Raw genomic sequence first — 24,617 nt, 5'->3', positions numbered from 1 at the left:
CCCATGTTCCGACGCCTGTTGCCTGCTATTGCTCTTGTCACGCTCATCACGCCCTCCATGGCCGCCGCCCAGACCCTGGTCTTCACCGCCATCCCCGACGAGGATGAGACACGCCTGCAGCAGCGCTTCCAGGCCGTGGCCGACTACCTCGCCGAGACGCTGGAGGTGGAGGTCCGCTTCATTCCGGTCACCTCCTACGCCGCCTCGGTCACCGCCTTTCGCAACAACCAGGTGCAGCTGGCCTGGTTCGGCGGCTTCACCGGCGTGCAGGCACGCCAGCTGGTGCCGGGCTCCCGCGCCATCGCCCAGGGCGTGGAGGACCCCGAGTACAAGAGCTACGTCATTGCCAATCAGTCCACCGGCCTTTCACCCGATGACGGCGACACCGCCCCCGAGGGGCTGCGCGACCTGACCTTCAGCTTCGGCTCCCAGAGCTCGACCTCCGGGCGGCTGATGCCGGAGTACTTCCTCCGCGAGCACCTCGGCGCCTCGCCCGACGAGCTGTTTACCCGGGTCGGCTTCAGCGGCAACCACAGCCGCACCATCTCGGTGGTGCAGTCCGGCGCCTACCAGGCCGGGGTGGTGAGCTACAAGGCGTGGGAGAACGAGCTCGAAGCGGGCAACATCGACCTCGACCGGGTTCAGGTGATCTGGGAGACGCCGCCCTACCCCGACTACCAGTGGACGGAGCGTGGCGACATCGATGAGCGCTTCGGCGATGGCTTCACCGAGCGCCTGCGGCAGGCGCTGCTCGACATGGATGACCCCGACCTGCTGGCCAGCTTTCCCCGGTCGGGCTTCATCCCCGCCGAGAACGAGGACTACCGGGAAATCCTCGAGGTTGCGCAGTCCCTGGGGCTGCTCGACTGATGACCGTGCTGGCGCTGCAGGATGCCGTCGCCACCTACGGCGAGGTGCGCGTGCTCGGCCCACTGAGCCTGACACTGGCACCCGGCGAACGCGTGGCGCTGGTGGGTCGTAGCGGTGCCGGCAAGTCGACGCTGCTGTCGGTGATGTATGACCGCTGGCGCGACCAGGGGGCCGCCCTGATGCCCCAGGACCTGGGGCTTGTGACGACACTCTCGGTATTCCACAACGTCTACATGGGCCGGCTCGACCGCCACCCCTGGTGGCGCAACCTGCTGACCCTGGTGCGCCCGCGGCAAGCCGACGTGACGGAGATCGATGCCCTGCTAACCCGGCTCGGCCTGGACGACAAGCGCTGGACGCCCTGCGGCGAACTCTCCGGCGGGCAAAGGCAGCGCGTTGCCGTGGCGCGGGTCATCCATCAGGGCGGCGGCATGCTGCTCGCCGATGAGCCGGTCTCGGCACTCGACGGCCCCCTCTCCGAGGTCACCCTGACCGCCCTGACCAACGCTTATCCCACCGCGGTGCTGGCCATGCACGACGTGGACCTGGCACTGCGCTACTGCACCCGGGTGATCGGCATCCAGGATGGCGCCATCGCCATCGACCAGCCCAGCCAGCGCCTCTCCGCCACCGACCTGCTGCCGCTCTACTGATGCCGTTGACCGCCACGCGTCGCGTTACCCTGGGGCTGGTCCTGCTGGCGGCGGTGTGCCTGCTGTTCGGCGACTTCGAGATCAGCACCCACGACCCCTGGCACGCGCTGGGCCGCCTGTTCATGGGGCTGATCCAGCCCGACTTCTCCCGCGTCGATTTCCTCGGCGAGGCCCTGCTGCGAACCGTGGCCTTCGCCTTCGTCGGCGTGGGGCTCGGCTCGGCGGCGGGCATGCTGCTGGCCCTGTTCTTCCGGCATGTCTGGGTGCGCACCTTCTGCGCCTTCATCCGCGCCATCCACGAACTTTTCTGGGCACTGATCTTCCTGCAGAGCTTCGGCCTGCACCCGATCACCGGGGTACTGGCCATCGCCATTCCCTACGCCGGCACCTTCGCCAAGGTCTATGCCGAGATCCTGGACGAGTGCGACCCGCAGCCGGAACGCAGCCTGCCCCAGCGCGCCGGGCGACTATCGGCGCTGGTCTATACCCGCATCAGCCAGGCCTGGCCGCATCTGGTCAGCTATACCGCCTACCGCCTCGAGTGCGGCCTGCGCTCCAGCGCGGTGATCGGCTTCGTCGGCATGCCGACCCTGGGGTTTCACCTGGCTGGCGCCTTCGCCCAGGGCCACTACGGCACGGTGGGCGCACTGCTGCTGCTCTTCTACGCCCTGATCGCCAGCCTGCGGCTGTGGGCGCGGCCACGGCTGCTGCCCCTCTACCTGGTGGCCTCACCCTTCCTGCTGGGTACCGGGCTGCCGATCATGTGGAGCAATGTCTCGCGCTTCTTCACCGAGGACATCGTGCCCGCCCCGCTGCGCAACGGTGAAGGGTTGGAGGGCCTCTGGCCCTGGTTCGGCGACCTCCTGCTGGGCCAGGCCCTGCCCGGCATCTGGAACACCCTGCTGCTGACCCAGATCGCCCTGGTGCTCACCGGGGTGCTGGCGATGACGCTGTTCCCGCTGATCTCCCATCATTTCACGGGGCGCCACGTCAGCGGCCGGGTGCGCGGCGCCCTGGGGCATGGCGTACTGGTGGTGATGCGCTCCACCCCCGAGTACCTGCTGGCCTTCATCCTGCTGCAGCTCTGGGGACCCTCGATGCTGCCGGCGGTGGTCGCCCTGGCGCTGCACAACGGCGGCATCATCGGCCACCTGGTCGGACGCCGCAGCAACGAGATCCACCTGCGCCAGGACGCACCGGGTGGCATGAGCCGCTACGCCTACGAAGTAGCGCCACGGGTCTACGGCCCCTTCCTGGCACTGCTCTTCTATCGCTGGGAGATCATCATGCGCGAGACCGCGATACTGGGGATTCTCGGCATCGCCACCCTGGGCTTCTACGTCGACAGCGCCATCCAGGAGCTGCGCTTCGACCGCGCCATGGTACTGATCGTGATCACCGCACTGCTCAACATCGCGGTGGACATCCTCGCCCGCCGACTGCGCGCCCACCTGCGCCTGAGCCACACCGCCCGCAGCGAGCCCGCCGCCGCATGACAGGGGTGACCCACCTGTTCGAACGGAGGGTGACAGCAAGGCGACGCGGCCTGATAGTGACAAGGCATCGCAACCACCATCGTAATAGGGAGAACTTCATGGAACAAGGCAATCCGCAGGCGAGCCTGCGCGACCTTATCGAGCCGCTTCATCGGGGCAAGTTCTGGATGCAGCTCACCGGCGTGATGCTGATCCTGTCGGGAGTCATGACGGCCATTTCCATCATCGGCCTGGTCGTGGCATGGATTCCGATCTGGGCAGGTGTGGTACTAATGCAGGCCGCAGGCTCGGCAAGCCGTGTCTACACCAGCGGTGACCCTGGCGAGATGAAGGTCGCCATGGGCAAGCTGAAGACCTACTTCACCATCTTCGGCGTACTGATCCTGATCTACCTGCTTCTCGCCGTCGGTGGGATGCTTCTCGGTATGGCCGGCATGAGCGGCATGATGGAGGGCATGGGCGGCATGGGCATGTAGCCGTCGATAGCGTCCGTCCGGGCGCAGCGGGTTGGCCGGCACACAGCCTCGCAAGCTGGTTGCCGGCCTGTTACTGGGGGATTTACTCCGCCAGGTCGGTCACCGCGCCGGTGGAGGCGGAGCTGACCGTCCTGGCGTACTTGGCCAATACGCCGCGGGTGTAGCGCGGTGCCGGCTGCCGCCAGGCGGCCCGACGCCGCTGCATCTCGCCGTCATCGACCGCCACCTCGATGGTATTGGCCTCGGCATCGATGGTGATGGTGTCGCCGTTCTCGACCAGCGCCAGCGGCCCGCCATCGAAGGCCTCTGGCGACACGTGGCCGACCACGAAGCCGTGGCTGCCGCCGGAGAAGCGCCCATCGGTGATCAACGCCACGTCGTTGCCGAGCCCCCGGCCCATGATCGCCGAGGTCGGGGTGAGCATCTCGCGCATGCCGGGTCCGCCCTTCGGCCCCTCGTAGCGGATCACCACCACGTCACCGGCCACCACGGTGCCGTCGTTGATGCGTGCCTGGGCCTCCTCCTCCGAGCCGAACACCCGGGCACTGCCTGTAAAGCGCGTGCCCTCCTTGCCGGTGATCTTGGCCACGGCCCCTTCCGGCGCCAGGTTGCCGTAGAGAATCCGCAGGTGGCTCTCGGCCTTCAGTGGCGCCGACAGCGGCGCGATGATCGACTGCCCCTCGGCATAGGGCGCCACGTCGGCCAGGTTCTCGGCCAGCGTCCGGCCGGTGACCGTCAGGCAGTCGCCATGCAGCAGCCCGGCATCGAGCAGCATCTTCATCAACGGCTGGATGCCGCCGATCGCCACCAGCTCGCTCATCATGTAGTGGCCGCTGGGGCGCAGGTCGGCGAGCACCGGCACCCGCTTGCCGATTTCGGTGAAGTCCTCGAGCGAGAGCGGCACCCCCACGGTGTTGGCCATGGCGATCAGGTGCAGCACCGCATTGGTGGAGCCTCCTAAAGCGATGACCACGGTGATGGCGTTCTCGAAGGCGTCACCGGTCATGATGTTCGACGGCTTGATGTCGCGCTCGAGCAGCTCCAGTACCGCGGCACCCGCCGCCTCGCAGTCGTCGCGCTTCTCCTGGGACACCGCATTCTGCGCCGAGCTGCCCGGCAGGCTCATGCCCAGCGCCTCGATGGCCGACGCCATGGTGTTGGCGGTATACATGCCGCCGCAGGAGCCGGGGCCGGGAATCGCCTTCTCCTCGATCTGCTTCACCTCGATCAGGTCCAGGTCACCGCGGGTGTAGGCACCCACCGCCTCGAACACCGAGACGATATCGGTATGCCCCTCGCCGGGCAGGATGGTACCGCCGTAGACGAACACGCTGGGCCGGTCGAGCCGCGCCAGCCCCATCAGGCAGCCGGGCATGTTCTTGTCGCAGCCGCCGATGGCCACCAGGCCGTCGAAGCCCTCGCAGCCGGCCACTGTCTCGATGGAGTCGGCGATCACCTCCCGCGATACCAGCGAGTACTTCATGCCCTCGGTGCCGTTGGCAATGCCGTCGGAGATGGTGATGGTATTGAAGATCACTCCCTTGCCGCCGGCCGCGTCGGCACCGTCGCTTGCCCGCTCGGCGAGGGTATGGATATGGCTGTTGCAGGGTGTGAGATTGCTCCAGGTGGAAGCGATACCCACCTGGGGCTTCTTGAAATCCTCGTCGGTGAAGCCCACCGCACGCAGCATGGCGCGGCTGGCGGACTTGCCGACCCCATCCACTACCGGGGCGGAATAACGGCGGCGCGGATCCTCGGGCGTATCGCTCATGATGCTTCCTCTATCGTTGTTCAGGGGGGGTAATAGAGAGAGGGTGGACCGCAGACAGGACGACTGTCCATGCCAAACCGCCCTGTCTTGCCACAAGGCGAGACGGTGACTGCACCTGCGCGCTCTGCCTCAGCGCGGCAACACGGCGTCGTGGAAGGCGCGCTCCTTCGCCACGGTATCGCGGAAACGCTCGGCCATGCGGGCGAAGGCGGTGTCATCGAGCGCCGCCGCCTCCTCGTCCAGGCGCTGACGCAGCCAGGCCACGAACTCCTGAAAGGCAGGGTTGTCGTGCAGGTCGATCCACTCCCCCATCAACGGGTGCAGTCCGTCTACACGGGTCACGCGCAGCGCCCACTCGAGATAGACCCACTCGGTGACCACCAGCACCGCCAGGATCTCGGCGTAGTCGCCGCCCTGGCCGGTGTCGTGCAGCAGCTCGCGAAACGCCCGGGTCTGCGGCAGGTAATCCGGCGCCTCGCGCAGGGATGCAGGCACATCGAAGGCGTCGAAGGTGCGCTGGAAGGTGCTGTTCTCGTCGCTGGTCAGCATGCCCATGAACTGGCCCAGCACCACCCTGTCCGGCATGCTCGGCGCGTGGCCGATGGCGTGGCCGATCAGGGCGGTGAAGGGGTCGACGAAGCCGTAGTCCTGCACCATGTAGGCGGCAAAGTCGTCACCCGACAGCCGCCCCTCGGCCAGGGCATCGAACAGCGGGTGATTCACCGTGGCCGACCAGTCCGGCTCGCTGATCTCGCGCAGCCAGTCAGTGATGCGAGCCGATTCACGGCCGGCGGCCCAGGCGTTCCAGTCTGAACGAGTGCTCATCAGGCGTCTCCCTTGCTTGCCAGGTAAAATTTCGTCCCGGGGCGCAGCCAGGCGATCAGCAGGCTGGTCAGGGTGGATGCGAGCAGCGCACCGAGGAACGGCGCCAGGGTGGGAATGCTGTCGGGGAAGCTCGCCGCCAGCAAGCCGGCGGCCAGGCTGCCCTGCGCGGTCCAGCCCGGCACCACCGCACCGAGCAGGCCCGCCACGCCGCCGGCCACCGCCGCCAGGGGGCTCATGCGCCGCCACAGGCCCAGCAGCACCGGCACCACGATGGCCGCGCAGAGCAGGTCAGCGATCAGGAACAGTCGCAGCACCGAGAAGCCCTGAAGGGCCACCCATGCCACCGGCGCCATCAGTGCCACCGTGACGAGCCGCGCCGCGCGTACCGAGAGCCCGCGCTTCCCGGAGCTGGCCACCGCCATGGAGGCGATGGCGTTCTGCAGGGTATCCACGCTGGAGGCCACCAGCGTTACCGCCAGCACTAGAGCCGGCAGGCCCAGCCAGGCCGGCGCGGCGGAGAGGAGCGCGAAAAAGGGAATCGGCGGCTCGCCCAGCGGCAGCGCCTGCATGGCCGCCAGCATGCCCAGGCCACCGATGGCCATCACCACCAGCAGGCTGCTGACCCCTCCCAGCAGCGCCCCGCGGCCCAGCGCACGGTCATTCTCGGCCGCCCAGATCCGCTGCCAGTAGCCCTGGTGGAAGAGGTTCGCCGCGGTGACCGCGATCACCAGGGTCAGTGCCACGGAGAGCGCGCTGGCGGTGGGAATCGAGGGCATCACCGCCCCGGCCGGCATGGGTGGCAACCACCACCAGGCCACGCCGCCGACCAGCACCAGCAGGGCCAACAGCAACCAGGCCTGCCAGCGATCGGTGGCCAGGCTCGCCCGCAGGCCGCCCAGGGTGGTGTAGACCAGGGTGACCAGCGCCACGCCGAGGATCACCAGCGAAGGCGGCACGTCGGAAAGCAGCGCGGCAATGGCACCGATGGCGGTCAGCTCGGCGGCCAGGAAAATGGCCATGTAGGCCACGGAAACGAAGGAGACCCAGCGCCGCACCCCGGCGCCATAGCAGGCCTCGGCGAACTCGCCGATGCTGCGCCCCTGGGGCAGGTGGCGGCGGATGGCCGGGCCGTAGAGCCCCAGTATCAGGAACGGCAGCGACGAGCCGATGGCGTAGCCGGCCAGCGCCACCGGCCCCACGAAGGCACCGATCTCCGGCGGCGCGAAGAGGATCCAGGCGCCCATGCTGGAGGCCAGGAACGACAGACCGATGGCCTGAGCGCCCTGTGAGTTGCGGGCGGTCACGTAGTCGTCGAGCGGGCCGTCGGCCCGGCGGGCACGCAGGCCCAGAAAGGCAAAGCACAATAGCGCCGCGCCGAGCACGGCAGACGTCAGGTAGGGCATGTCGCACTTCCTCCGCCGGTATGAACCGGATCAGGTTCCAGGGTCAGCGCTAGGCCCTCTCAGCCCCCTGGCCGGCTCCGTTTCGAGCCGGCAAGCGGGACTCCCCTGGCGACAGTGAATGAATTGTCGATACTAGGCTATGTACGAAAAGTCGGCGAGCGAAGGTCAGGCAAGGCAAAAATCGGCGAAAAAAGGACCGGGCTCGCGTTCGAGTTTACGGGGTGTAAATGAGCATTTTGAGCCGATTTTAAACGCCGGATGGCCGAGCGCAGGCAGTTTTCGTACAAAGCCGAACTCAAGTTATGGACAGGATGGCCGATGTAACCATCTCACGTCCATGAATGATATAACGAGCGATGATACAACAGTCGCTGCATGCGAACGACCACTCTCGCCGAGACTACCGATGCCGTTTACCGAAGCCAAGGAACATGCCCCCGGCCAGCTGCACGCCATCTTCGCCGACCCCTACAGCGCCTTCGACAATCAGGTGATCGAGCGACAGCTCCATCTTCGCGTCGCCCTGGAGGCCCTGTTACTGGCGCCCTTGTCCCGTGGCAAGCTCGTGCTGAGGGTGATCCACGGCTGGGAAAACGGCGGCTTCGAGCCCGCCGACCTGGCGCATAGCGACCATCGCATCGGCTCCCTCGACGACCTGCGCCAGGCGGGCGAACGCTACCACCAGGCCTTCGAGGCCTCGCAGCCTTTCCCGCAGGATGATGCCTCGCTGCTGGCCCGTCCGCTCGAGCATGCCATCATCCGGGCCGAAGCCAACGGGCAGGCCCTCGACGAGGAGACCCGCACCATCCCCGCCCGCTGGCCCGCCTTCGACCAGGGGCTCTATCTCTACACCTTCTTCAAGGTCTACCACCGCCTCACCTACGGCGAGGATGAAACCTACCGTTCCATCTCCTGCATGACCCCCGCAGGACACCGCGAGGTGCACGAATTCCACCTCGAAGAGGGCGAATTCGCCGTGGTCTCCCCTGGCGTGGAGGAAGCCACGGTCGATACGGTACTGGTCCTGCATGAAAGCCAGCTGGTGCCGGTGCTGCAGCTATTGGAAGGGTGCCGGGACAGCGCCTGAGGGAACAGGCGGCCCTCACACCCGTTACTGCTTCTCCCGCGGCACCCGGCCCATCAGGTAGAACTCGTCGTTGGGCGGCGTACCGGTGAGCGTGACCAGGCGGTTGGAGAGCCCGAAGAAGGCGGTGATGGCGCCGATGTCCCAGATGTCGTCCTGGGTGAAGCCGGCGTCCAGCAAACGCGTCTGCCATTCGTCGGTGAGTTCGCCCACATCCAGGCCGCAGTGAAAGGCGAAGTCGAGCATGATGCGATGGCGCTCGCTCAGCGGTGCCGTGCGGTGGTTGATGGCGACCTGGTCGGCCAGCAGCGGGTCTTTGCTGTAGATGCGCACCAGGGCACCGTGGGCCACCACGCAGTAGAGACAGTGGTTGCGGGCGCTGGTGGCCACCACGATCATCTCCTTCTCGGCCTTGGTCAGCGTGTCCGACTCCCGCTCCATCAGCGCGTCGTGATAGGCGAAGAAGGCGCGGAACTCGGCCGGGCGATGGGCCAGCATCAGGAACACGTTGGGCACGAAGCCGGCCTTCTCCTGCACCGCCAGCATGGCGTCGCGGATATCCCCGGGCATGTCCTCGATCGACTCGGGAATCGGAAAGCGGCTGATGGGCGTAGACATGGCGGACTCCTGCTGGGGCTCTATGGACTGGATACAGTTAACGTCAACGTCAATTCATTGTCCATGCCCGCACGCATTCAGGCTTTTCCAACCATCGAGCACGTCACCACCCGGTTGCGATCGCTCGCCTTGGCTTCGTACATGGCCTTATCGGCGAGGCGGTAGAGCGTCTCCACGTCACGCACCGCCGCGCACCCCTGGCAGGCCACCAGGCCGAAGGAGGCCGTGATCACCCCATGCGTGGAAGCCTCATGGGGGATACGCAGCTGCTGGAGGGCCTCTCGGTACTGTTCCAGCGCCAGTTGACCGGCCTCCAGCGAATCCACGGCCAGCAGCAGGCCGAACTCCTCCCCGCCCAGGCGAAAGAGCCGATCCCCGGCGCGGCGGAAGTGGTCCAGCAGCAGCGTGGATACCCGCATCAGCACCTCGTCGCCCGCGTGGTGGCCATAGGTGTCGTTGTAGAGCTTGAAGTCGTCGATATCCATCACTGCAAACAACAGCGGCTGGCCGCTGCGTCGCCGCCGATTAAGCTCATCCTCGACGAGCTCCTGGAACTGGCGACGGTTCAACAAGCCGGTCAGCGGGTCGGTACGCGCCATGGTCGTGAGCTGTCGGTTGGCGTTTTCCAGCTCCCGGGTACGCTGTGCCACCTCCCCTTCCAGGCGCTCGTTGAGCGAACGCTGCAGGTCGAGCGTGGCGCGCTCGGCGGCGAGCTTCTCGTTCTTGAACTGGTTGATCTTCCAGGCCAGCCCCAGGGAGAGCAGCAGGAACTCGATCCCCGAACCCACCTGGACGGCGTACTCGGTGACGATATTGTAGGGCAGCACCCCCGCCACCCGCAGGAAGTAGAGCGTGATACCGACCAGCAGCACGCACCACGCCACCAGGTAGATTCGTGCCAGGGTGTCGCCGCAAAGGCTCCGCCAGGCCGCCACGCCGAGCAACAGGCAGGAGAGCAGGATGGCGCCTGGAATCATCAGGTGGAATACCGGCGCATAGTGACCGAACAGCGCCGGTAGCGCGCTCACCATGCACAGGCCGGCTAGCCCGTAGAGCCCCCGGGTCAAGCGAGGGGCGTGCAGGCGGAGGTTCAGGTAGCTGTCACTGAAGATCGCCAGCGTGACGGCGAACAGCCCGATGTTGAGCGGCACCATCTGGTTGTTGAACGTCGGCATGTCCGGCCACCAGTACTGGAAGGCAAAGCCGCGCGTCGAAAACATCAGGATGAAGAAGGTCCCGAGGTAGACAACGTAGTGCAGCAGGGGACGCTCACGTGTGGCGAGGTAAAGCAGCAGGTTATAGATCAACAGCGCCAGCAGGGCACCGAAGTAGAGGCTGAAGGCCATCAGCTCACGCTGGGCCTTGGCCAGGAAGCTGGCATCGTCCATGAGGTAGAGGGGCGTGGCATCGTACAGCCCGTCGTGGGTATCCAACCGCAGGAAGACCTGACGCGACTCGCCGGCCGGGACATGGATGGGCAGCACGAAGGTGCGGTGGACGACAGGGCGGGAGTCGAAATTCCGTCGGTTGCCGGTTTGCCACTGGCGAAGGATCTCACCCTGCGGGCCTACCACATAGCCATCGAGATAGTCGTGCAGCGGCATGGCCAGTTCGAGAAGCCGGCGCACATCGGCCGCGGTGTCGTTCTCCACGCGTAGCTGCACCCACCAGGCAGCGTCGGAAAAACTGAAGTTGAGGGTTTCCTGAGGGGAAGACTCCCACCCCAGCGTATCGCCATGACTCAGCAACTGCTCGATATCGAACTCACGCGCCCTGTCTTCCAGCAACAGAACGTGCGGACTGAGGTTAAGCTCCCCTCTCAGGGTGCCGACGTCGATAACGGCCAGCGCGTGCCCTGGCAGCAGAAACAGCAGCATTGCCAACCAGCGAAACGCCACGAAGATTGGCAAGGGATACGAGAGGCGCCTGGTCACGTGAGCTCCACGCTGGCATACGATGAAGTGCCTACTTTATCAGCTAATGCCGCTTTGGCGCCCGTTGAAAGCGAGGACGGCCCCGCCGTTGGGCAGGGCCGTCCTCGCTCCCGAGGAGGATTGCCCCACGCCGCCGGGTGGGCCACTATCGCTGCATACCCCTTTCGTCAAACCCCGACACGCCCGAACAGGCAGGGATTTCCGGTATGGCTGATCGAGAAGGCTGCGAGTTTTCGGCATGGAATCCCGGCCTCGAGGCCGAGCTGCCCAGGCGCTACCAGCCCCTGGAGACGATCCACCGCCCGTCCAACGTCTATTCTCGCCTGTCCGACATTCCCGAGCTGAGGGCCCTTACCGGGCTCACGGAGGAGGAACTGGTCGCGTTCCGCCCGGAGCGCCTGGTGCTGCACGAGTTGATCGTGCAGGTGACGGCCGACCTGGTGGTTCTGGAGGGCGAAGAAGAGGAGCTCCTGGGGCAGCACTTCCGCAGCATCGCCCTCAGGATCCTGTCCGACTACCTGACCCCTCATATGCCGGCGTTCCAGCAGGCGTATGACCGGCTGTATGACGAGATACACGGCCGGGTCGTCGACATCCTCGCCGCGGCCCTCGCCCCCGAACCGACACCGACCGACCCCGAGCCCGACTCCTGGCTGTCCCGGTGGTTCGGCAAGCGCCCGGCGCCACGCCAGCAGGCGGACCCGCGCTCCCTCGAGGAGCGCCACCATGACGTGATCCAGGACATCAAGAACAAGGGATTGGGGGCGCGGGACGCGTTGGAGAGAGCCATCTACAAGAGCACTTACCGTGTCCTGAACTCAATCGGCGCCACCCGGGGCCATATCGGGGTAGAGCGGGAACTGCTGGCCAGGTTGATCACCCGGCATGTGTGCAACGCCTTCGGCAGCCGCCACCTCGGGCGGCAGGTCGCCCCCCATGTGGAGCGGGCCATGAACGCCGAAGGTTACGGACGGCTCCCCTGCGCCAGGGAACCGATATTGATCAGCCTCAAGGGAGCCTCGGCCGCCGGCAAGAGTTCCCTGCGCCCCTTCCTGAAGGACACCCTGCGGGACCTGGGCATCCAGCCCGACCAGTACGGCACCGTCTCCCCCGACATCTGGCGCCGCCTGCTGCTCGACTACGAGGCACTGGGCGAGGCCTACAAGTATGCCGGGCGCCTCGCCGGCAAGGAGGTCAAGCTCATCGATGCCAAGCTGGACCGCTACATCCGCGACAAGGCCGAGCGTGAGGGCTCCATCCCGCACCTGCTGATCGACCGGTTTCGCTTCGACAGCTTCGCCATGGACAAGGTCCCGCGGCTCCTGGATGCCACCTACGCGAAGCATGTCACCACCATGTACTTCTATTTCGTCGTCACCCCGCCGGAGGCGACGGTGGAGCGCGGCTGGGAGCGCGGACTGACGCGGGGACGCTACAAGGCGGTGGAAGACTTCCTGGGGCACTGCGTGGAGGCCTATGACGGCATGCCCAAGCTGCTCTACAAGTGGCTCGACAGCCGGCATCCCCGGCTCGAATACACCTTCCTGGACAACAGCGTTCCCAAGAACACCCCGCCGACGACCATCGCCCACGGCACCCGCGAGGTCCTCAACATCCTTGACCCCCTGGGACTGGTCAACGTGGATCGCTACAAGAAGATCAACACCCTGGCGACCTGCCCTGCGGAGGTCTATCCCGACGATGACCGCCTGGCGGTCGCCAGGAACTGTACCTTCCTCAAGCAGTGCATCGCCAAGGTGCCGGAGGTCCGCTTCATCGACGAGGCGACCGGCCAGCCGTACCTGCTGGCTTCGGCAGGCCGCTTCTCGGTGGTGGATGCCACCATCCTGCGCGGCAAGCGGGAGGACCCGGAGCTGGCAGAGCTGTTCGCCACCCTGGGGGTGCCGCTTTCACCGTAAACAGAACCGACCTCGCCCCATTAACTGACCCGGCCCCACCCATAAACAGAAACGGCCCCGCTTCTCGATGAAGCGGGGCCGTACGTCAGGCTGTCGGCCGGGTTCAGCTCAGCGAGATGGTACTGTTGATGCCGCTGGAGACGTTCTCGGGCTCGAACCAGCGCGCGGTGACGGTCTTGGTCTGGGTCCAGAAGGCGATGGCCTGCTTGCCGTTGGGGCCCAGGTCGCCCAGCTTGGAACCGCGGGAACCGGTGAAGCTGAAGTAGGCCACGGGCACCGGAATCGGCACGTTGATGCCGACCTGGCCCACGTCGATGTCGCTCTCGAAGCGCCGCGCCACCCAGCCGGAGTTGGTGAAGATCGAGGTGCCGTTGCCGTTGGGGTTGGCGTTGACGAATTCGATCGCCTCATCCAGGGTATCGACGCTGACCACGCAGAGCACCGGCCCGAAGATCTCCTCCCGGTAGATGGTCATCTCGGGCGTCACGTCGGCGAACACGGTGGGCCCGACGAAGTTGCCATGCTCGTAGCCCGATACCTCATGGCCACGGCCGTCGACCAGCAGCTTGGCGCCCTCCTTCTCGCCGGCGTCGATCAGTCGAATCACGCGCTCGCGAGCAGCCGGAGAGACCAGCGGGCCGAGGTCGGCGTCGCGCTGGGTGCCGGGGCCGACCTTCATGTTACGGGCGCCGTCGACGATATCGTCGATCCAGGCATTGGCCTCGCCCACCAGCACCACCACGGAGTTGGCCATGCAGCGCTGGCCAGCGGCACCGAAGGCGGAACCCAGCAGGTTGTTGATGGCCTGGCTGCGGTTGGCGTCGGGCATGACGACACAGTGGTTCTTGGCGCCCATCATCGCCTGCATGCGCTTCCCGGCGGCGGCGGCGCGGTTGTAGAGCAGCGAGCCCACGTGGCTCGAGCCGATGAAGGAGAGCGCCTTGATGTCGGTGTGGTCGGCGATCTGGTTGGCCACGTCCGGCCCACCGTGAACCACGTTGAGCACCCCGGCCGGTACGCCCGCTTCGTGGGCCAGCTCGACCAGGCGCATGGTGGAGCTCGGGTCCTGCTCCGAGGGCTTGAGTACGAAGGTGTTGCCGGTGGCGATGGCCAGCGGGAACATGAAGCAGGGCAGCATGATCGGGAAGTTGAAGGCGGTGATGCCGGCACCCACGCCCAGCGGCTGGTTCAGGGTGTAGACGTCGATCTCGGTGCCGGCATTCTCGGCCAGCTCGCCAAGCTGCAGCGAGGTGATCGAACAGGCGTGCTCGATCACTTCCAGGCCACGACCCACCTCGCCCTCGGCGTCGGGTAGCGTCTTGCCGTGCTCTTCCGTGATCAGGGCGGCGAGCTCCGGGGTGTGCTCGCGCACCAGCGCCTGCAGCTTGAGCATGATGCGCATGCGCTTGCCCAGCGGCACCTTGCGCCAGGTCTTGAAGGCTTCCTTGGCGCTGGCGACAGCGCGGTCAACTTCCTCTGCGGAGCAGAACGGTACCCTGGCCACCACTTCCTGGGTCGCCGGGTTGACCACGTCGCGCCACTCCTGGCTGTTGGACGGGACGGGCTTGCCGTCGATGTACATCGGAATCTCGCGGACTGACATGGTGCGTGCTCCTCTCTAGTGTCTGCTGGCTCTAGTCTGCTTGCACTGTCTGCTTATCGTTGTGATGGCTGGTCGCGGCAAGGCAGATATTAGACTTTATGTGTATATATACACGAAACGGAATGCCCATGAGTCTAGCCAGAGGTGGGATTGCCTGACAACGGGCACTCGGGCACATTGCTTGTGCCCTGATGCACAAACGAACCGCACCCCGGGAGGCCTCATGCTCGACTGGCAGGACATACAGATCTTTCTGGAAGTGGCCCGCAGCCAACGGCTGACCGATGCCGCCCGGCGCCTGGGGCTTGACCACTCCACCCTGTCGCGGCGCACCCGCCGCTTCGAGCAGAAACTCAACACCCAGCTCTTCGAGCGTAGCACTCATGGCTACCATCTGACCGAAGCGGGCCAGCAGCTGCTGGCCCATGCCGAGGAGATGGCCCGCCACGCCTTCGAGGCCGGCGAAAGCCTCACCGACAAGAACCACCAGCTCAGCGGCCAGATTCGCCTGGGGGTCACCGAGGGCTTCGGCACCTGGGTGATCGCCCCGCTGCTCTCCCGCTTCTGCGAACGCCACCCCGGCATCACCCTGGACCTGCTGGCACTGCCACGGGTGGTCAACCTGAGCCGCCATGAAGCGGACCTGGCCATCACCGTGGAGCGCCCGGTCAGCCCCGGCATGGTGATCTCACGGCTGTGCGACTACCGGTTGCGCCTGTACGGCAGCCATGACTACCTCACGCGCCACGGCAAACCGGCAGGGCTCGCTGAGCTCGGCCGCCACCGGCTGATCGGCTATGTGGACGACCTGATCTTCAGCGAGCAGCTCAGCTACCTGGAGCCGCTGCTTGACCCCGCCGTGGTGGGCCAGCCGGGGCCGCACTTCTCGATACGCAGCACCAGCGTGACCACCCAGCATGCCGCCACGCTGAGCGGGGCCGGGCTTGCCGTGCTGCCCTGCTTCATGGCCGAGACCAGCGACGCGCTCGACAGCGTGCTGAATGAAGAGGTAGAGATCGTGCGCCATTTCTGGATCACCGCGCGTCAGGAGCAGCGCCGCCTGGCCCGGGTAAGGCTGCTGTGGGACTTCCTGCGCGAGGCGCTGGAGTTGAACCAGGCCTTCCTGATGGGCGAGGCGCGGGAGCTGGTGATGCCCGCGCCCTGAGCACCCTGTCTACAAGAGTCAGGCCGCCCCACCCCGCCGTAGCTGGCGTGACGCCTCGCGCCCGGCGATAGCCCCCATCACCACGGCGCTGAGCAGGCCGTTGCCCGACAGGTAACCGCTGTCGTTCGAGCCCGAGACGCCCCGCGCTGCACCGCCGGCGGCGAACAGGTTGGGAAAGATACCGCCCTCCTGCCCCACTACCCGCCCCTGGGTGTCGACTTCCAGCCCTCCCTGGGTATGGAACAGCGCGCCGGTAACACGAATGGCGTAATAGGGGGGCGCCAGCAGGGTCTCCGGCGAGAAGCTGCGACCGAAGGCATCGGCCTCACCGTTCTCGGCCAGGGCCCGCATTTCGTCGAAGGTCTGTTCAAGGGCACCCAGCGGCAGATCCAGACCCTCCGCCATCGATTCCAGCGTCGCGAAGGTGCGCACCGCCCCGGCGATGTGCGCGTTGCGGTAGTCCTCGAACTCCAAGGCCGCCTGATGGATACGCGCATCGAACAGGTTCCAGACCACCTGGCCCGGCTGAGCCAGCACTTTGGCCGCCTGCTCCGAGTAGCCACCGTGCTCGCTGGAGAAACGCCGCCCCTCAAGGTTGACCTGGATGCCCCCGCGCATCATCAGCGCCCAGCTGATGAGTGTCTGGTGCGGCGTGGCCAGGGAGCCATGCCCCTGGCAGGCACCCAGATCCTTTAGGCTGGCTCCCATGGCCTCGCCCCAGAGCAGGGCATCCCCCTGATTCCCTTCGTGACCGTAGTAGAGGGCATTCTTCAGCGTCGGCAGGTAGCGCGCCACCAGCTCCGGATTGCCGCCGTAGCCGTTGCAGGCCAGGATCAGCGCCTCGCAGCCAATGCGCTCCTGGCTCCCATCGGGGCGTTCGAGGGTGACACCGCGCACCCGTCGAGCCTCGTCGACATGCAGATCGACCACCCGGGCCTGGGTCAGTATATCGATACCCGCCGTCTCGGCAGCGGTCAGCAAGCTCCCCATCAGCTCCTCACCCGTTCGCCGCGGCGTGGCGTGCATCCGCATGCGGCTATGCCCGGGATAAAGAAAGCCGTCGACCAGGTCGAACGGCACACCATGGGTATCGGCCAGCCACTCCACCACCCGGCCGGAGTCACCGGCCAGCGTCTGGACGATGGCCGGGTCGGCCTCGTCACCGTTCTTCGCCTGGATATCTTTCGCCATCAGCTCAGGGCTGTCGTCCACCCCCTTATCGGCCTGGAAGCGGGTACCGGCGGCGGGTATGAAGCCGGAAGACATGAAGGTGCTGCCCCGCGGCAACGCATCGCGCTCGAGCACCGCCAGCTCGATGCCGTACTCCCGGGCCGCCAGTGCCGCCACCAGGCCGCAGGCTCCCGCGCCGACGATCAGCAGCGGCAGGGACGCCTCGAAGGTATCATCGTCATGAAAGGCCACAATGCCCATCAGCGTGGCTCCTCTTGGCCAGCGCCCTGGAAGGCGTCGAGTATCTCGCCGGCCGGTGCCTGCCAGACCTCGTCATGGCCGGCGATATGGGCCAACACCTCTTCCAGGCAGCCGATACGGTGGGGTTGACCCACCAGCCAGGGATGCAGGCTGAGCGCCAGCATCCGCCCGCCCTGCTCCCTCGATTCCTGCAGGAGAAAGTCGAAGGCATCCTTGACCTGCTCGACCCAGGCGTCCTCCGAATGGAGGTTCTGGCACATCACGAACTGGTCTTCGATCTCGGTTGCCAGCGGCATCATGGCCAGCGGCCCGTTGTCAGTGGCGAAGGCGTAGGGCATGTCGTCGTTGACCCAGTCGGCGCAGTAGGTGACCCCGTTCTCGGCCAGCAGTTCGGGCGTGTGCCAGCTCTGCGAGCGAGCCGGGCTGAGCCAGCCGCGAATGGGCTGTCCGGTCTGCTCGCGCAACGACTCTACCGAGCGGCGTACGATCTCGGCCTCCTCGTTGCGATCCTGACCGCCGTAGTGCAGGTGGTCCATGTTCCAGCCGTGGCAGAGGAACTCGCCGCCGTATGCCTTGAGACGCTCCACCAGATAAGGCGTCTGCTCGGCAAGCTGGGCATTGATCGCCCAGGTGGGGCGGATGCCGTGCTTCTCGAAGGCTGACAACATGCGGTAGATACCCACCCGGTTGCCGTAGTCGCGCAACGAATAGTGGCGCAGGTCGGGATAGGGCATGGTCATGCCGTTGGGCACCTTGAAGGGAACCCCACGCTGGTTGAGCGGATAGAACTGCAGCGACACGTTGATCCATACCGCCAGGGTCTTGCCGCCGGGCCATTGGACCGGCGGCCGATCTGCCAGCATCGACCAGTCGTAGCGGTCATGATCGTAGCCGGGGCGACGCCATGGGTAGGCAAGATAGTCCTTGTCGAGAGATGAAGTTTTCAAGGACATGGCTCAGCGCCTCCTGGCCGGAACGGCCCTGGCGTCGATGTCGCGCAGGGCATCGTCGTAGTGGTGGGCAAGATAGTGGCTGGCGATCTCACGACCGGTGGCGAGCCAGACGTCGCTGTGGCCGGTGATGTACTCCAGCGCCTCCTCGAAGGCCTTGATTCGATGCGGGCAGCTGACCTGGTAGTTGTGGGTGGGAATGCACATCACCGTTCCCGACTCGGCGCCTTCGGCATAGAGCCGGTCGAAATGGCGCTTGAGCATGGTCAGGTAATGGCGCGGCTCCACCTTGTTCACGGCGTAGACGATGGTGTCATTCATCTCCAGCGAATAGGGCATGGAGACGAAGCGGCGTCCCGAGCGCAGGCGGATCGGCGTCGGCTGGTCATCGTGGAACAGGTCACAGGTGTAGAACCCCGCCTCGTCGCCGAACAGCTCCCGGCCCACCTCGGCGAACAGGTCCAGGGTCCGCTCCGAATGGGAGAGCGCCGGAGCCAGGTAGCCCGCACACTTCTGCCCGGTGTGGCGATGGATCGTCTCGATGCTGTCGCGGATCATCTCCCGCTCCTGGGCCTCACTCATGCCGTAGGTGTAGCGGGTGTTGTAGATGCCGTGGCTGAAGAACTCCCAGTCGCGCTCACGGCACATCTCGATGATCTCGGGATGGTGTTCGCACAGCGCCACCGACAGCGATACCGAGCCGCGAATGCCGTACTTGTCGAGCAGTGCCATCTGGCGCTGGTGGCCCACCCGGTTGCCATAGTCGCGAATGCTGTAGCCAGGCACCGAGGGGTGGGGCGTCGGCCACGGCTTGCGCTGCGGATTCTGGGGCGGGTCGAGCTCGTAGTACTCGATGTTGGGTGCCACCCAGAAGGCGACCCGCGCCCCGCCCGGCCAGGTGATCTTCGGACGATTCTCGTAGGGCCAGTAGTCATAGGCGCCAAGCGTTTCCTTCATGTTGCACACTCCTCTTCCACTCTCGCCGAGACGCTCAGCCCTGCTCGGCAGCGCGAGATTCGAGCCAGCTCAGCACCTCGGCCACCGGCATGACGTCGGCGTACTTGAGATGCAGGTCGGTCAGGTTGGCGTAGTGGTAGCTCTCGTGCTTGTCGGCTACGCACTCCATGGGCACGACGGTGCGGTAACCACGGGAGAGGCTATCCACCGCGGTGGCACGGATGCAGCCGGAAGTGGAGCCACCGGTGACGATCACGGTATCGACCTGATGCCATACCAGTAGCGACTGCAGCGGGGTCTCGAAGAAGGCCGAAGGCATGCGCTTGGTGTAGACGACATCGTGTGGGTCGATCTCCACCCGCTCATCGAATTCGGCACGCTCGGAGCCGTACTTGATGTTCTGCAACGAGTCGGGGGTGTCGGTACGTGTGCCCCATACGCCGGCATCTTCCGCGGAGTCGAGGAACGCCACGTGGGTCCAGACCACCGGCCAGCCGAGCTGGCGGAACGAGAGCGCCAGCTGGTTCACGTAATCAAGCTGGTTGGGGTCGGTCTCGTAGGCGGTCTTGAACAGGTCGGTGCGGGTATAGGCCTTCTGCGGGTCGACGTTGACCAGTACCGCCTTGCTGCCGAACCCGAAGGGTATCCGCTGGGGGTTGGCCATTACCTCGTGAAAGAGCTCCTTGGCGGTCTTGTCGGTGGTAATCATGCGACTTCTCCTGAACGAAAACGGTGGGTGAGGCATTGGCGACCGATGCGTCTCAATGGCCTTCGTATTTCTGGCCCAGCTCCAGCATCGCCTGGGTGCCGAGGTAGTCGTTGAGCTGCCCGAAATCGAGCATGCGGTCGCGAAAGGCATCGGTGGTGCCATCGCGCCGCAGGGTGGCGAAGAACTGGCTGGCCATGTGGGTCACGGCACGCACCAGGGCGCCAGGGAAGATCACCAGCGAGAAACCCTGGGCCTGCAGGGCCGTTGCGTTCTGCAGCGGTGTGTCGCCGCCTTCCACCATGTTGGCCATGATCGGCACCTGGCCGCGGAACTCCCCCATGATCCGCTCGATGTCGGTATCGCTGCGGATGCCTTCGATGAACAGCACGTCGACCCCGGCGTCCCGGTAGGCCCGGGCCCGCTGCATGGCACCCTCGACGCCCTCCACGGCCAGCGCATCGGTGCGACCGATGATCAGGGTCTGCTCACTGTCTCGGGCATCCAGCGCCGCCTTCAACTTGCCGACCATCTCGCCGGTGGACACCAGGGTCTTGCCACGCAGGTGGCCGCAGCGCTTGGGATAGGTCTGGTCCTCGAGCTGGATCGCGTTGGCCCCGGAGCGCTCAAGCATGCGCACGCTGCGCATCACGTTCATGGCGTTGCCGAAGCCGGTGTCGCAGTCGACCACCACCGACAGTTCGGTGCGCTCACGGATATGCGACATCGCATCGCTGATCTCGGTAAGGCTCAGCAAACCGATATCGGGGCGTCCCAACTGGGTATACGCGAGACTGGCACCGGAAAGGTAGACGGTATCGAAGCCAGCCTTCTCGGCCAGGGAGGCACCCAGGGCATCATAGACGCCGGGTGCGACGACGATATCGGGAGCGTTGAGCTGCGCTTTCAGGCCGTTGGCGGGAAGGGTCATGACGAGAAGATTCCTTGGATAACGTAAAATCGGTGGAATTGAGCAGGGCCTTATGGGCTTGCCAAGGCCAGGTCGTTCCACACCTCCTGGCGCGCCAGCTTGCCGTCGCGCAGTTCGAAGCGGTCGATGAAACGCACGCCGTCGAAGGGGGTGCCGTCCGGCCATTCACCATGGAGTTCACCGTGGCAAACCACCACCGTGTAATCGCCCTTGTCGCAGCAGTCCAGAGCATGGATCCGCTTGCCCACGTGGCGGTAGCGACCTCGGGCCCATTCGACCAGCTCGGTCAAACGGGTCATGGGTGGGCTACCGGGAAAGCGCATGACGAAATCATCGGCGAGCAGGCTTGAGGCACGCTCCAGCTCACGGGCTTCCATGGCGGCGAGGAAGTCCCGCACCAGCGATTCGGGTGCCGTTTGCAGCGGTTCTTCCGGCACAGCCCGTGCGCTCCCGGGTTGGCGAGAACGGCCCCCGCGCATGTAGCCATCCGCGGTGACCTCATGAAGGAATATCGTGATGGCATCGGGATCCGCCGCGATGCTGGCGCTGACCGCCTCGGTCAGTCGCTCACAGAGCTGCTGCTTGAGTGCGCTGGAATAGCCCTGGATCAGGCTGACCTGGACCACAGGCATGGGCTGTTCTCCGTCGGGTTGCTATCTTTATCGCTCGCATGGCACATCAAGTTGTACTATGCATAATACATTTCTATGTCTACTTGACTGCCGGCGTCAAGTTTCTTGGAACGAATCAGGATATGCGCAATGAATAATAAGCATGCGGCCTCCGTGGGTGGCACCAAGTCCCATCGCATCTTCCTGCTGCTCAAGGATGCGATTCTCAGCGGGCGTCTACCCGCAGGCAGCAAGCTGCCCGGCGAGAACAAGCTGGCCGAGCAACACGGGGTCTCCCGGGTTACGGTTCGACGCGCCATGGAAGCGCTGCGAGAGACGGGAATGGTGGACCGCAAGCCGGGGCTGGGCACCGTGGTGCTGGAGCAGCCCCTGGATGCAACGGTCATGACCGCCAGCGTCTCGAACCTGTTGCCCAACATGGTAAAGATGAGCCAGGCATCGCGGGTCAGGCTGCTGGAATTCTGCTACGTGTCCCCCCCGGAATCCGTACGGGCAAGCCTGGGGCTGAGCGACACTGACCGCGTGCAGCGTTCGACCCGGGTGCGCATGGCCGATGACAAGCCGTTCTCCTACCTGGTTACCCACGTCCCCGAGTACATCGCCCTGAACTACAACGAAGCCGACCTCGCCAGCATGCCGCTATTCGCCCTGCTTGAGCGCAGCGGCGTGCTGGTGGATCACGCCTCGCAGACCATCTCCGCCACCCTGGCCAGTCATGACGTGGCCGCCGCACTCGATGTCTCGGTAGGTTCGCCGCTGATTGCACTGACCCGCGTGGTCTATGACCAGGAGGGGCGAGGTGTGGAGCATCTCGACGCGCTCTACCGGCCCGACCGCTACCGAATCCAGATCGATCTCAACCGAGCCGGCGATGAGGAGTCCCGCTACTGGGAGCCCATGGCCCCCGAGACCCAGCAGGCCCGGCCGAAGCGCTCACGCAAGGCCGAGCCGAGCGGAAGGCAGTAATGTATCAAAATTAATACATTTAATGAAAAAGAAAAAATACATTTGACCTGTGGCACAGTGCTGCGCTAGATGTATTTAAGCGCGGACTCGAATTACAGCACTGACACAAACGCACCGACTGCCGGCCTCGGCGAGCCACCGATCATGACAATGCCAACGACCCTGTTCGACAAGGTGTGGGATGCCCACGAGATCCATCGCAGCGAAAGCGGCGAGAGCCTGCTGTGGATCGACCGTCACTTCGTGCACGAAGGCTCCTTCCACGCCTTCAACAAGCTGCGCGAGCGAAGCCTGCCCGTGGCGCGTGCCGATCTTACGTTCGGTATCGCCGATCACTACGTGCCGACCCTGACACGCCGCCTTGACGACATCGACGACGCCAAGGTCCGCGGCATGATCGAACAGCTGACAGACAATACCCGCGAGCATGGCATCACCCTGTTCGGCCTGAACGACCCCCGCCAGGGCATCGTCCATGTGCTGGGGCCCGAACAGGGCCTGACTCAGCCCGGGCTGCTGATGGTCTGCGGCGATAGTCACACTTCCACCCACGGTGCCTTTGGCAGCATTGCCTTCGGCATCGGTGCCTCGGAGGTGGCCCATGTACTTGCCACCCAGACCCTGTGGCAGAGCCGCCCCAAGCAGATGCGCCTGACCGTGGAGGGCACCCTGGCTCCCGGCATTACCGCCAAGGACATCGCCCTGACCTGGATTGCTCGCCTGGGCGCCGACGGCGCCCGTGGCCACGCCATCGAATATGCCGGCAGCGCCATACGCGGACTCTCCATGGAGGCACGACTGACCCTGTGCAACCTCTCCATCGAGGGCGGCGCCCGTTGCGGCATGATCGCTCCGGACGAGACCAGCTTCGCGTATGTCGAGGGCCGCCCCTGGGCGCCAGAAGGAGAACGACTGGAACAGGCCATCCGCTATTGGCAGACCTTGAAGAGCGATGACGGGGCCCGCTTCGACCGCGACATCACCCTGGACGCCGCCGAGATCGTTCCCACCGTGACCTGGGGCGTATCGCCGGAAGAAGCCCTGCCCATCGACAGCTGCGTGCCGGATCCCGCGACCCAGCACGACGAGAGCAAGGCACGCCAGATGCGCGACAGCCTCGACTACATGGGTCTCACCCCCGGCCAGAAGCTGACCGATATCGCCATCGACCGGATCTTCATCGGCTCATGCACCAACGCCCGCATCGAGGACCTGCGCGCCGCCGCCGAGGTGCTGCAAGGTCGGCGTAGCCGGGTGCCCGGTATCGTCTCCCCCGGCTCCACCCAGGTGAAGCAACAGGCCGAGGCTGAGGGACTGGACGCTGTCTTCCGGGAGGCGGGCCTGGAGTGGCGGGAGTCGGGCTGCTCCATGTGTGTGGCCATGAACGGTGACCTGGTACCCAGCGGCGAACGCTGTGCCTCGACTACCAACCGCAACTTCAAGGGTCGCCAGGGGCCGGGGGCCAGAACCCACCTGATGTCGCCGGCCATGGTGGCTGCCGCTGCCGTGGCCGGCCATCTGGCCGACATCCGCGAGCTGTGACGGGAGGACTACGATGACACCCATCAAGATTCTGGACACCCTGGCCTGTCCGCTGGCCTTGGCCAATGTGGATACCGACCAGTTGATCCCGGCGCGCTTCATGAAGGAGCCGCGCAGCATCGGCTACGGCCAGTTCCTGCTGCATGACCTGCGCTACGATGAGAGTGGCAGCCCCCATCCGGGCTTCATCCTCAATCATCCGGAGGCCGAGCAGGCCCAGGTCCTCGTCGCACGGCGCAACTTCGGTGGCGGCTCAAGCCGTGAAGCCGCTGTCTACGCCTTGGTGGACCATGGCTTTCGCTGCGTTATCGCCCCGAGCTTCGGTGACATCTTCTCGTCCAATGCGGTCAATAACGGCCTGCTTCCGGCCACGCTGCCAGAAGCCGAAATCGAGCGCCTGCTTGCCCACCTGGGCAGTGAGCCCGGGCCGGTGCGGGTAGACCTGGAAGAGTGCCGCGTCCGTGCCGGTACGCTCGACCTGGAGTTCGAGATCGCTCCCAGCTGGCGCACCAAGCTGCTCAACGGCTGGGACGACATCGACATGACACGGCAGCACCAGCCGCAGATCGCCCGATTTGCGGCCGACTATGCGCGCCGACACCCCTGGCTCGAGACACCGCCAGGCGACGCCACGATCATTTCCCGAGGGTGATACCAGGCCCTTGCCCGGCTTGTGCACTGTGTG

General features: G+C 65.5%; 22 protein-coding genes and 1 riboswitch. Of the genes, 10 read left to right on the top strand and 12 right to left on the bottom strand.

Annotated elements, in window-relative coordinates; all coding sequences use genetic code 11:
• The first annotated feature begins 3 nt into the window (after nucleotides 1-3).
• From DU505_RS15505 to DU505_RS15490, 4 genes are all read left to right on the top strand, one after another.
• On the top strand, nucleotides 4-870 hold the full coding sequence (locus DU505_RS15505) for a putative selenate ABC transporter substrate-binding protein (RefSeq protein ID WP_114479893.1): 867 nt from the start codon (nucleotides 4-6) through the stop codon (nucleotides 868-870).
• Nucleotides 870-1,523 carry an ATP-binding cassette domain-containing protein gene (locus tag DU505_RS15500; protein WP_114479892.1) on the top strand — a complete coding sequence of 218 codons (654 nt, stop codon included), beginning with the start codon at nucleotides 870-872 and terminating at the stop codon, nucleotides 1,521-1,523. The genes DU505_RS15505 and DU505_RS15500 overlap by 1 nt, the downstream gene beginning before the upstream one ends.
• Nucleotides 1,523-3,019 (top strand): PhnE/PtxC family ABC transporter permease, encoded by a 1,497-nt coding sequence (locus DU505_RS15495; RefSeq protein WP_114479891.1) that lies wholly within the window; start codon nucleotides 1,523-1,525, stop codon nucleotides 3,017-3,019. Before DU505_RS15500 ends, DU505_RS15495 begins: the two co-directional genes overlap by 1 nt.
• 98 nt (nucleotides 3,020-3,117) lie before the next feature.
• Nucleotides 3,118-3,495, top strand: a complete 378-nt coding sequence (locus tag DU505_RS15490) for a DUF5362 family protein (protein WP_114479890.1) — start codon at nucleotides 3,118-3,120, stop codon at nucleotides 3,493-3,495.
• Nucleotides 3,496-3,577: 82 nt separating this feature from the next.
• On the opposite strand, the gene ilvD is transcribed toward DU505_RS15490, so the two are convergent.
• From ilvD to DU505_RS15475, 3 genes are all read right to left on the bottom strand, one after another.
• On the bottom strand, nucleotides 3,578-5,266 hold the full coding sequence (gene ilvD, locus DU505_RS15485) for a dihydroxy-acid dehydratase (RefSeq protein WP_114479889.1): 1,689 nt from the start codon (nucleotides 5,264-5,266) through the stop codon (nucleotides 3,578-3,580).
• A 129-nt stretch (nucleotides 5,267-5,395) separates the two neighbouring features.
• Nucleotides 5,396-6,091 carry a TenA family protein gene (locus DU505_RS15480; protein WP_114479888.1) on the bottom strand — a complete coding sequence of 232 codons (696 nt, stop codon included), beginning with the start codon at nucleotides 6,089-6,091 and terminating at the stop codon, nucleotides 5,396-5,398.
• On the bottom strand, nucleotides 6,091-7,494 hold the full coding sequence (locus tag DU505_RS15475; RefSeq protein WP_114479887.1) for a sodium:solute symporter family transporter: 1,404 nt from the start codon (nucleotides 7,492-7,494) through the stop codon (nucleotides 6,091-6,093). The genes DU505_RS15480 and DU505_RS15475 overlap by 1 nt, the downstream gene beginning before the upstream one ends.
• A riboswitch (TPP riboswitch) is annotated at nucleotides 7,484-7,611 on the bottom strand. It overlaps the preceding gene by 11 nt.
• 289 nt (nucleotides 7,612-7,900) lie before the next feature.
• Between DU505_RS15475 and DU505_RS15470 the strand changes: the two genes are divergently transcribed.
• A complete protein-coding gene (locus tag DU505_RS15470) occupies nucleotides 7,901-8,581 on the top strand; it encodes a hypothetical protein (protein ID WP_114479917.1) in 681 nt (226 codons plus the stop codon).
• 24 nt (nucleotides 8,582-8,605) lie between these two features.
• On the opposite strand, the gene DU505_RS15465 is transcribed toward DU505_RS15470, so the two are convergent.
• A complete protein-coding gene (locus DU505_RS15465; protein ID WP_114479886.1) occupies nucleotides 8,606-9,196 on the bottom strand; it encodes a peroxidase-related enzyme in 591 nt (196 codons plus the stop codon).
• A gap of 77 nt (nucleotides 9,197-9,273) precedes the next feature.
• The gene (locus tag DU505_RS15460) at nucleotides 9,274-11,130 is read right to left on the bottom strand and encodes a diguanylate cyclase (protein WP_114479885.1); all 1,857 of its coding nucleotides are present in this window, start codon (nucleotides 11,128-11,130) and stop codon (nucleotides 9,274-9,276) included.
• A gap of 206 nt (nucleotides 11,131-11,336) precedes the next feature.
• On the opposite strand from DU505_RS15460, the gene DU505_RS15455 reads away from it, so the two are divergent.
• Nucleotides 11,337-13,049: a hypothetical protein gene (locus DU505_RS15455; protein WP_114479884.1), complete on the top strand. Its 1,713-nt coding sequence runs from the start codon at nucleotides 11,337-11,339 to the stop codon at nucleotides 13,047-13,049.
• A gap of 103 nt (nucleotides 13,050-13,152) precedes the next feature.
• Here DU505_RS15455 and DU505_RS15450 read toward each other — a convergent pair whose 3' ends face one another.
• On the bottom strand, nucleotides 13,153-14,652 hold the full coding sequence (locus DU505_RS15450; protein WP_114479883.1) for a CoA-acylating methylmalonate-semialdehyde dehydrogenase: 1,500 nt from the start codon (nucleotides 14,650-14,652) through the stop codon (nucleotides 13,153-13,155).
• Nucleotides 14,653-14,875: 223 nt separating this feature from the next.
• On the opposite strand from DU505_RS15450, the gene DU505_RS15445 reads away from it, so the two are divergent.
• Nucleotides 14,876-15,817, top strand: a complete 942-nt coding sequence (locus tag DU505_RS15445) for a LysR family transcriptional regulator (protein WP_114479882.1) — start codon at nucleotides 14,876-14,878, stop codon at nucleotides 15,815-15,817.
• An 18-nt stretch (nucleotides 15,818-15,835) separates the two neighbouring features.
• Here DU505_RS15445 and DU505_RS15440 read toward each other — a convergent pair whose 3' ends face one another.
• The 6 genes from DU505_RS15440 to DU505_RS15415 are packed head-to-tail and all read right to left on the bottom strand — an operon-like array spanning nucleotide 15,836 to nucleotide 21,424.
• Entirely contained in the window at nucleotides 15,836-17,248 is a 1,413-nt protein-coding gene (locus DU505_RS15440; protein ID WP_114479881.1) for an FAD-dependent oxidoreductase, read from the bottom strand.
• Nucleotides 17,248-18,201, bottom strand: coding sequence for a polysaccharide deacetylase family protein (locus tag DU505_RS15435; RefSeq protein ID WP_114479880.1), 954 nt, complete (start codon nucleotides 18,199-18,201; stop codon nucleotides 17,248-17,250). The genes DU505_RS15440 and DU505_RS15435 overlap by 1 nt, the downstream gene beginning before the upstream one ends.
• Nucleotides 18,202-18,204: 3 nt before the next feature.
• Nucleotides 18,205-19,155, bottom strand: a complete 951-nt coding sequence (locus DU505_RS15430; protein WP_114479879.1) for a polysaccharide deacetylase family protein — start codon at nucleotides 19,153-19,155, stop codon at nucleotides 18,205-18,207.
• 34 nt (nucleotides 19,156-19,189) lie between these two features.
• Nucleotides 19,190-19,864, bottom strand: coding sequence for an isochorismatase family protein (locus tag DU505_RS15425; protein WP_114479878.1), 675 nt, complete (start codon nucleotides 19,862-19,864; stop codon nucleotides 19,190-19,192).
• A gap of 52 nt (nucleotides 19,865-19,916) precedes the next feature.
• A complete protein-coding gene (locus DU505_RS15420) occupies nucleotides 19,917-20,792 on the bottom strand; it encodes an isocitrate lyase/PEP mutase family protein (protein ID WP_114479877.1) in 876 nt (291 codons plus the stop codon).
• Between the two features lie 50 nt (nucleotides 20,793-20,842).
• The gene (locus DU505_RS15415; protein WP_114479876.1) at nucleotides 20,843-21,424 is read right to left on the bottom strand and encodes a nuclear transport factor 2 family protein; all 582 of its coding nucleotides are present in this window, start codon (nucleotides 21,422-21,424) and stop codon (nucleotides 20,843-20,845) included.
• Between the two features lie 129 nt (nucleotides 21,425-21,553).
• On the opposite strand from DU505_RS15415, the gene DU505_RS15410 reads away from it, so the two are divergent.
• From DU505_RS15410 to leuD, 3 genes are all read left to right on the top strand, one after another.
• Nucleotides 21,554-22,390 carry a GntR family transcriptional regulator gene (locus DU505_RS15410; RefSeq protein WP_114479875.1) on the top strand — a complete coding sequence of 279 codons (837 nt, stop codon included), beginning with the start codon at nucleotides 21,554-21,556 and terminating at the stop codon, nucleotides 22,388-22,390.
• A 144-nt stretch (nucleotides 22,391-22,534) separates the two neighbouring features.
• On the top strand, nucleotides 22,535-23,932 hold the full coding sequence (gene leuC / locus DU505_RS15405) for a 3-isopropylmalate dehydratase large subunit (protein WP_114479874.1): 1,398 nt from the start codon (nucleotides 22,535-22,537) through the stop codon (nucleotides 23,930-23,932).
• A gap of 13 nt (nucleotides 23,933-23,945) precedes the next feature.
• On the top strand, nucleotides 23,946-24,584 hold the full coding sequence (leuD, locus tag DU505_RS15400) for a 3-isopropylmalate dehydratase small subunit (RefSeq protein ID WP_114479873.1): 639 nt from the start codon (nucleotides 23,946-23,948) through the stop codon (nucleotides 24,582-24,584).
• Nucleotides 24,585-24,617 lie beyond the last annotated feature (33 nt).

It is taken from the genome of Billgrantia montanilacus, from assembly GCF_003336675.1.
Classification (GTDB): domain Bacteria; phylum Pseudomonadota; class Gammaproteobacteria; order Pseudomonadales; family Halomonadaceae; genus Halomonas; species Halomonas montanilacus.
This window is presented reverse-complemented; position numbering and strand designations above follow the sequence as displayed.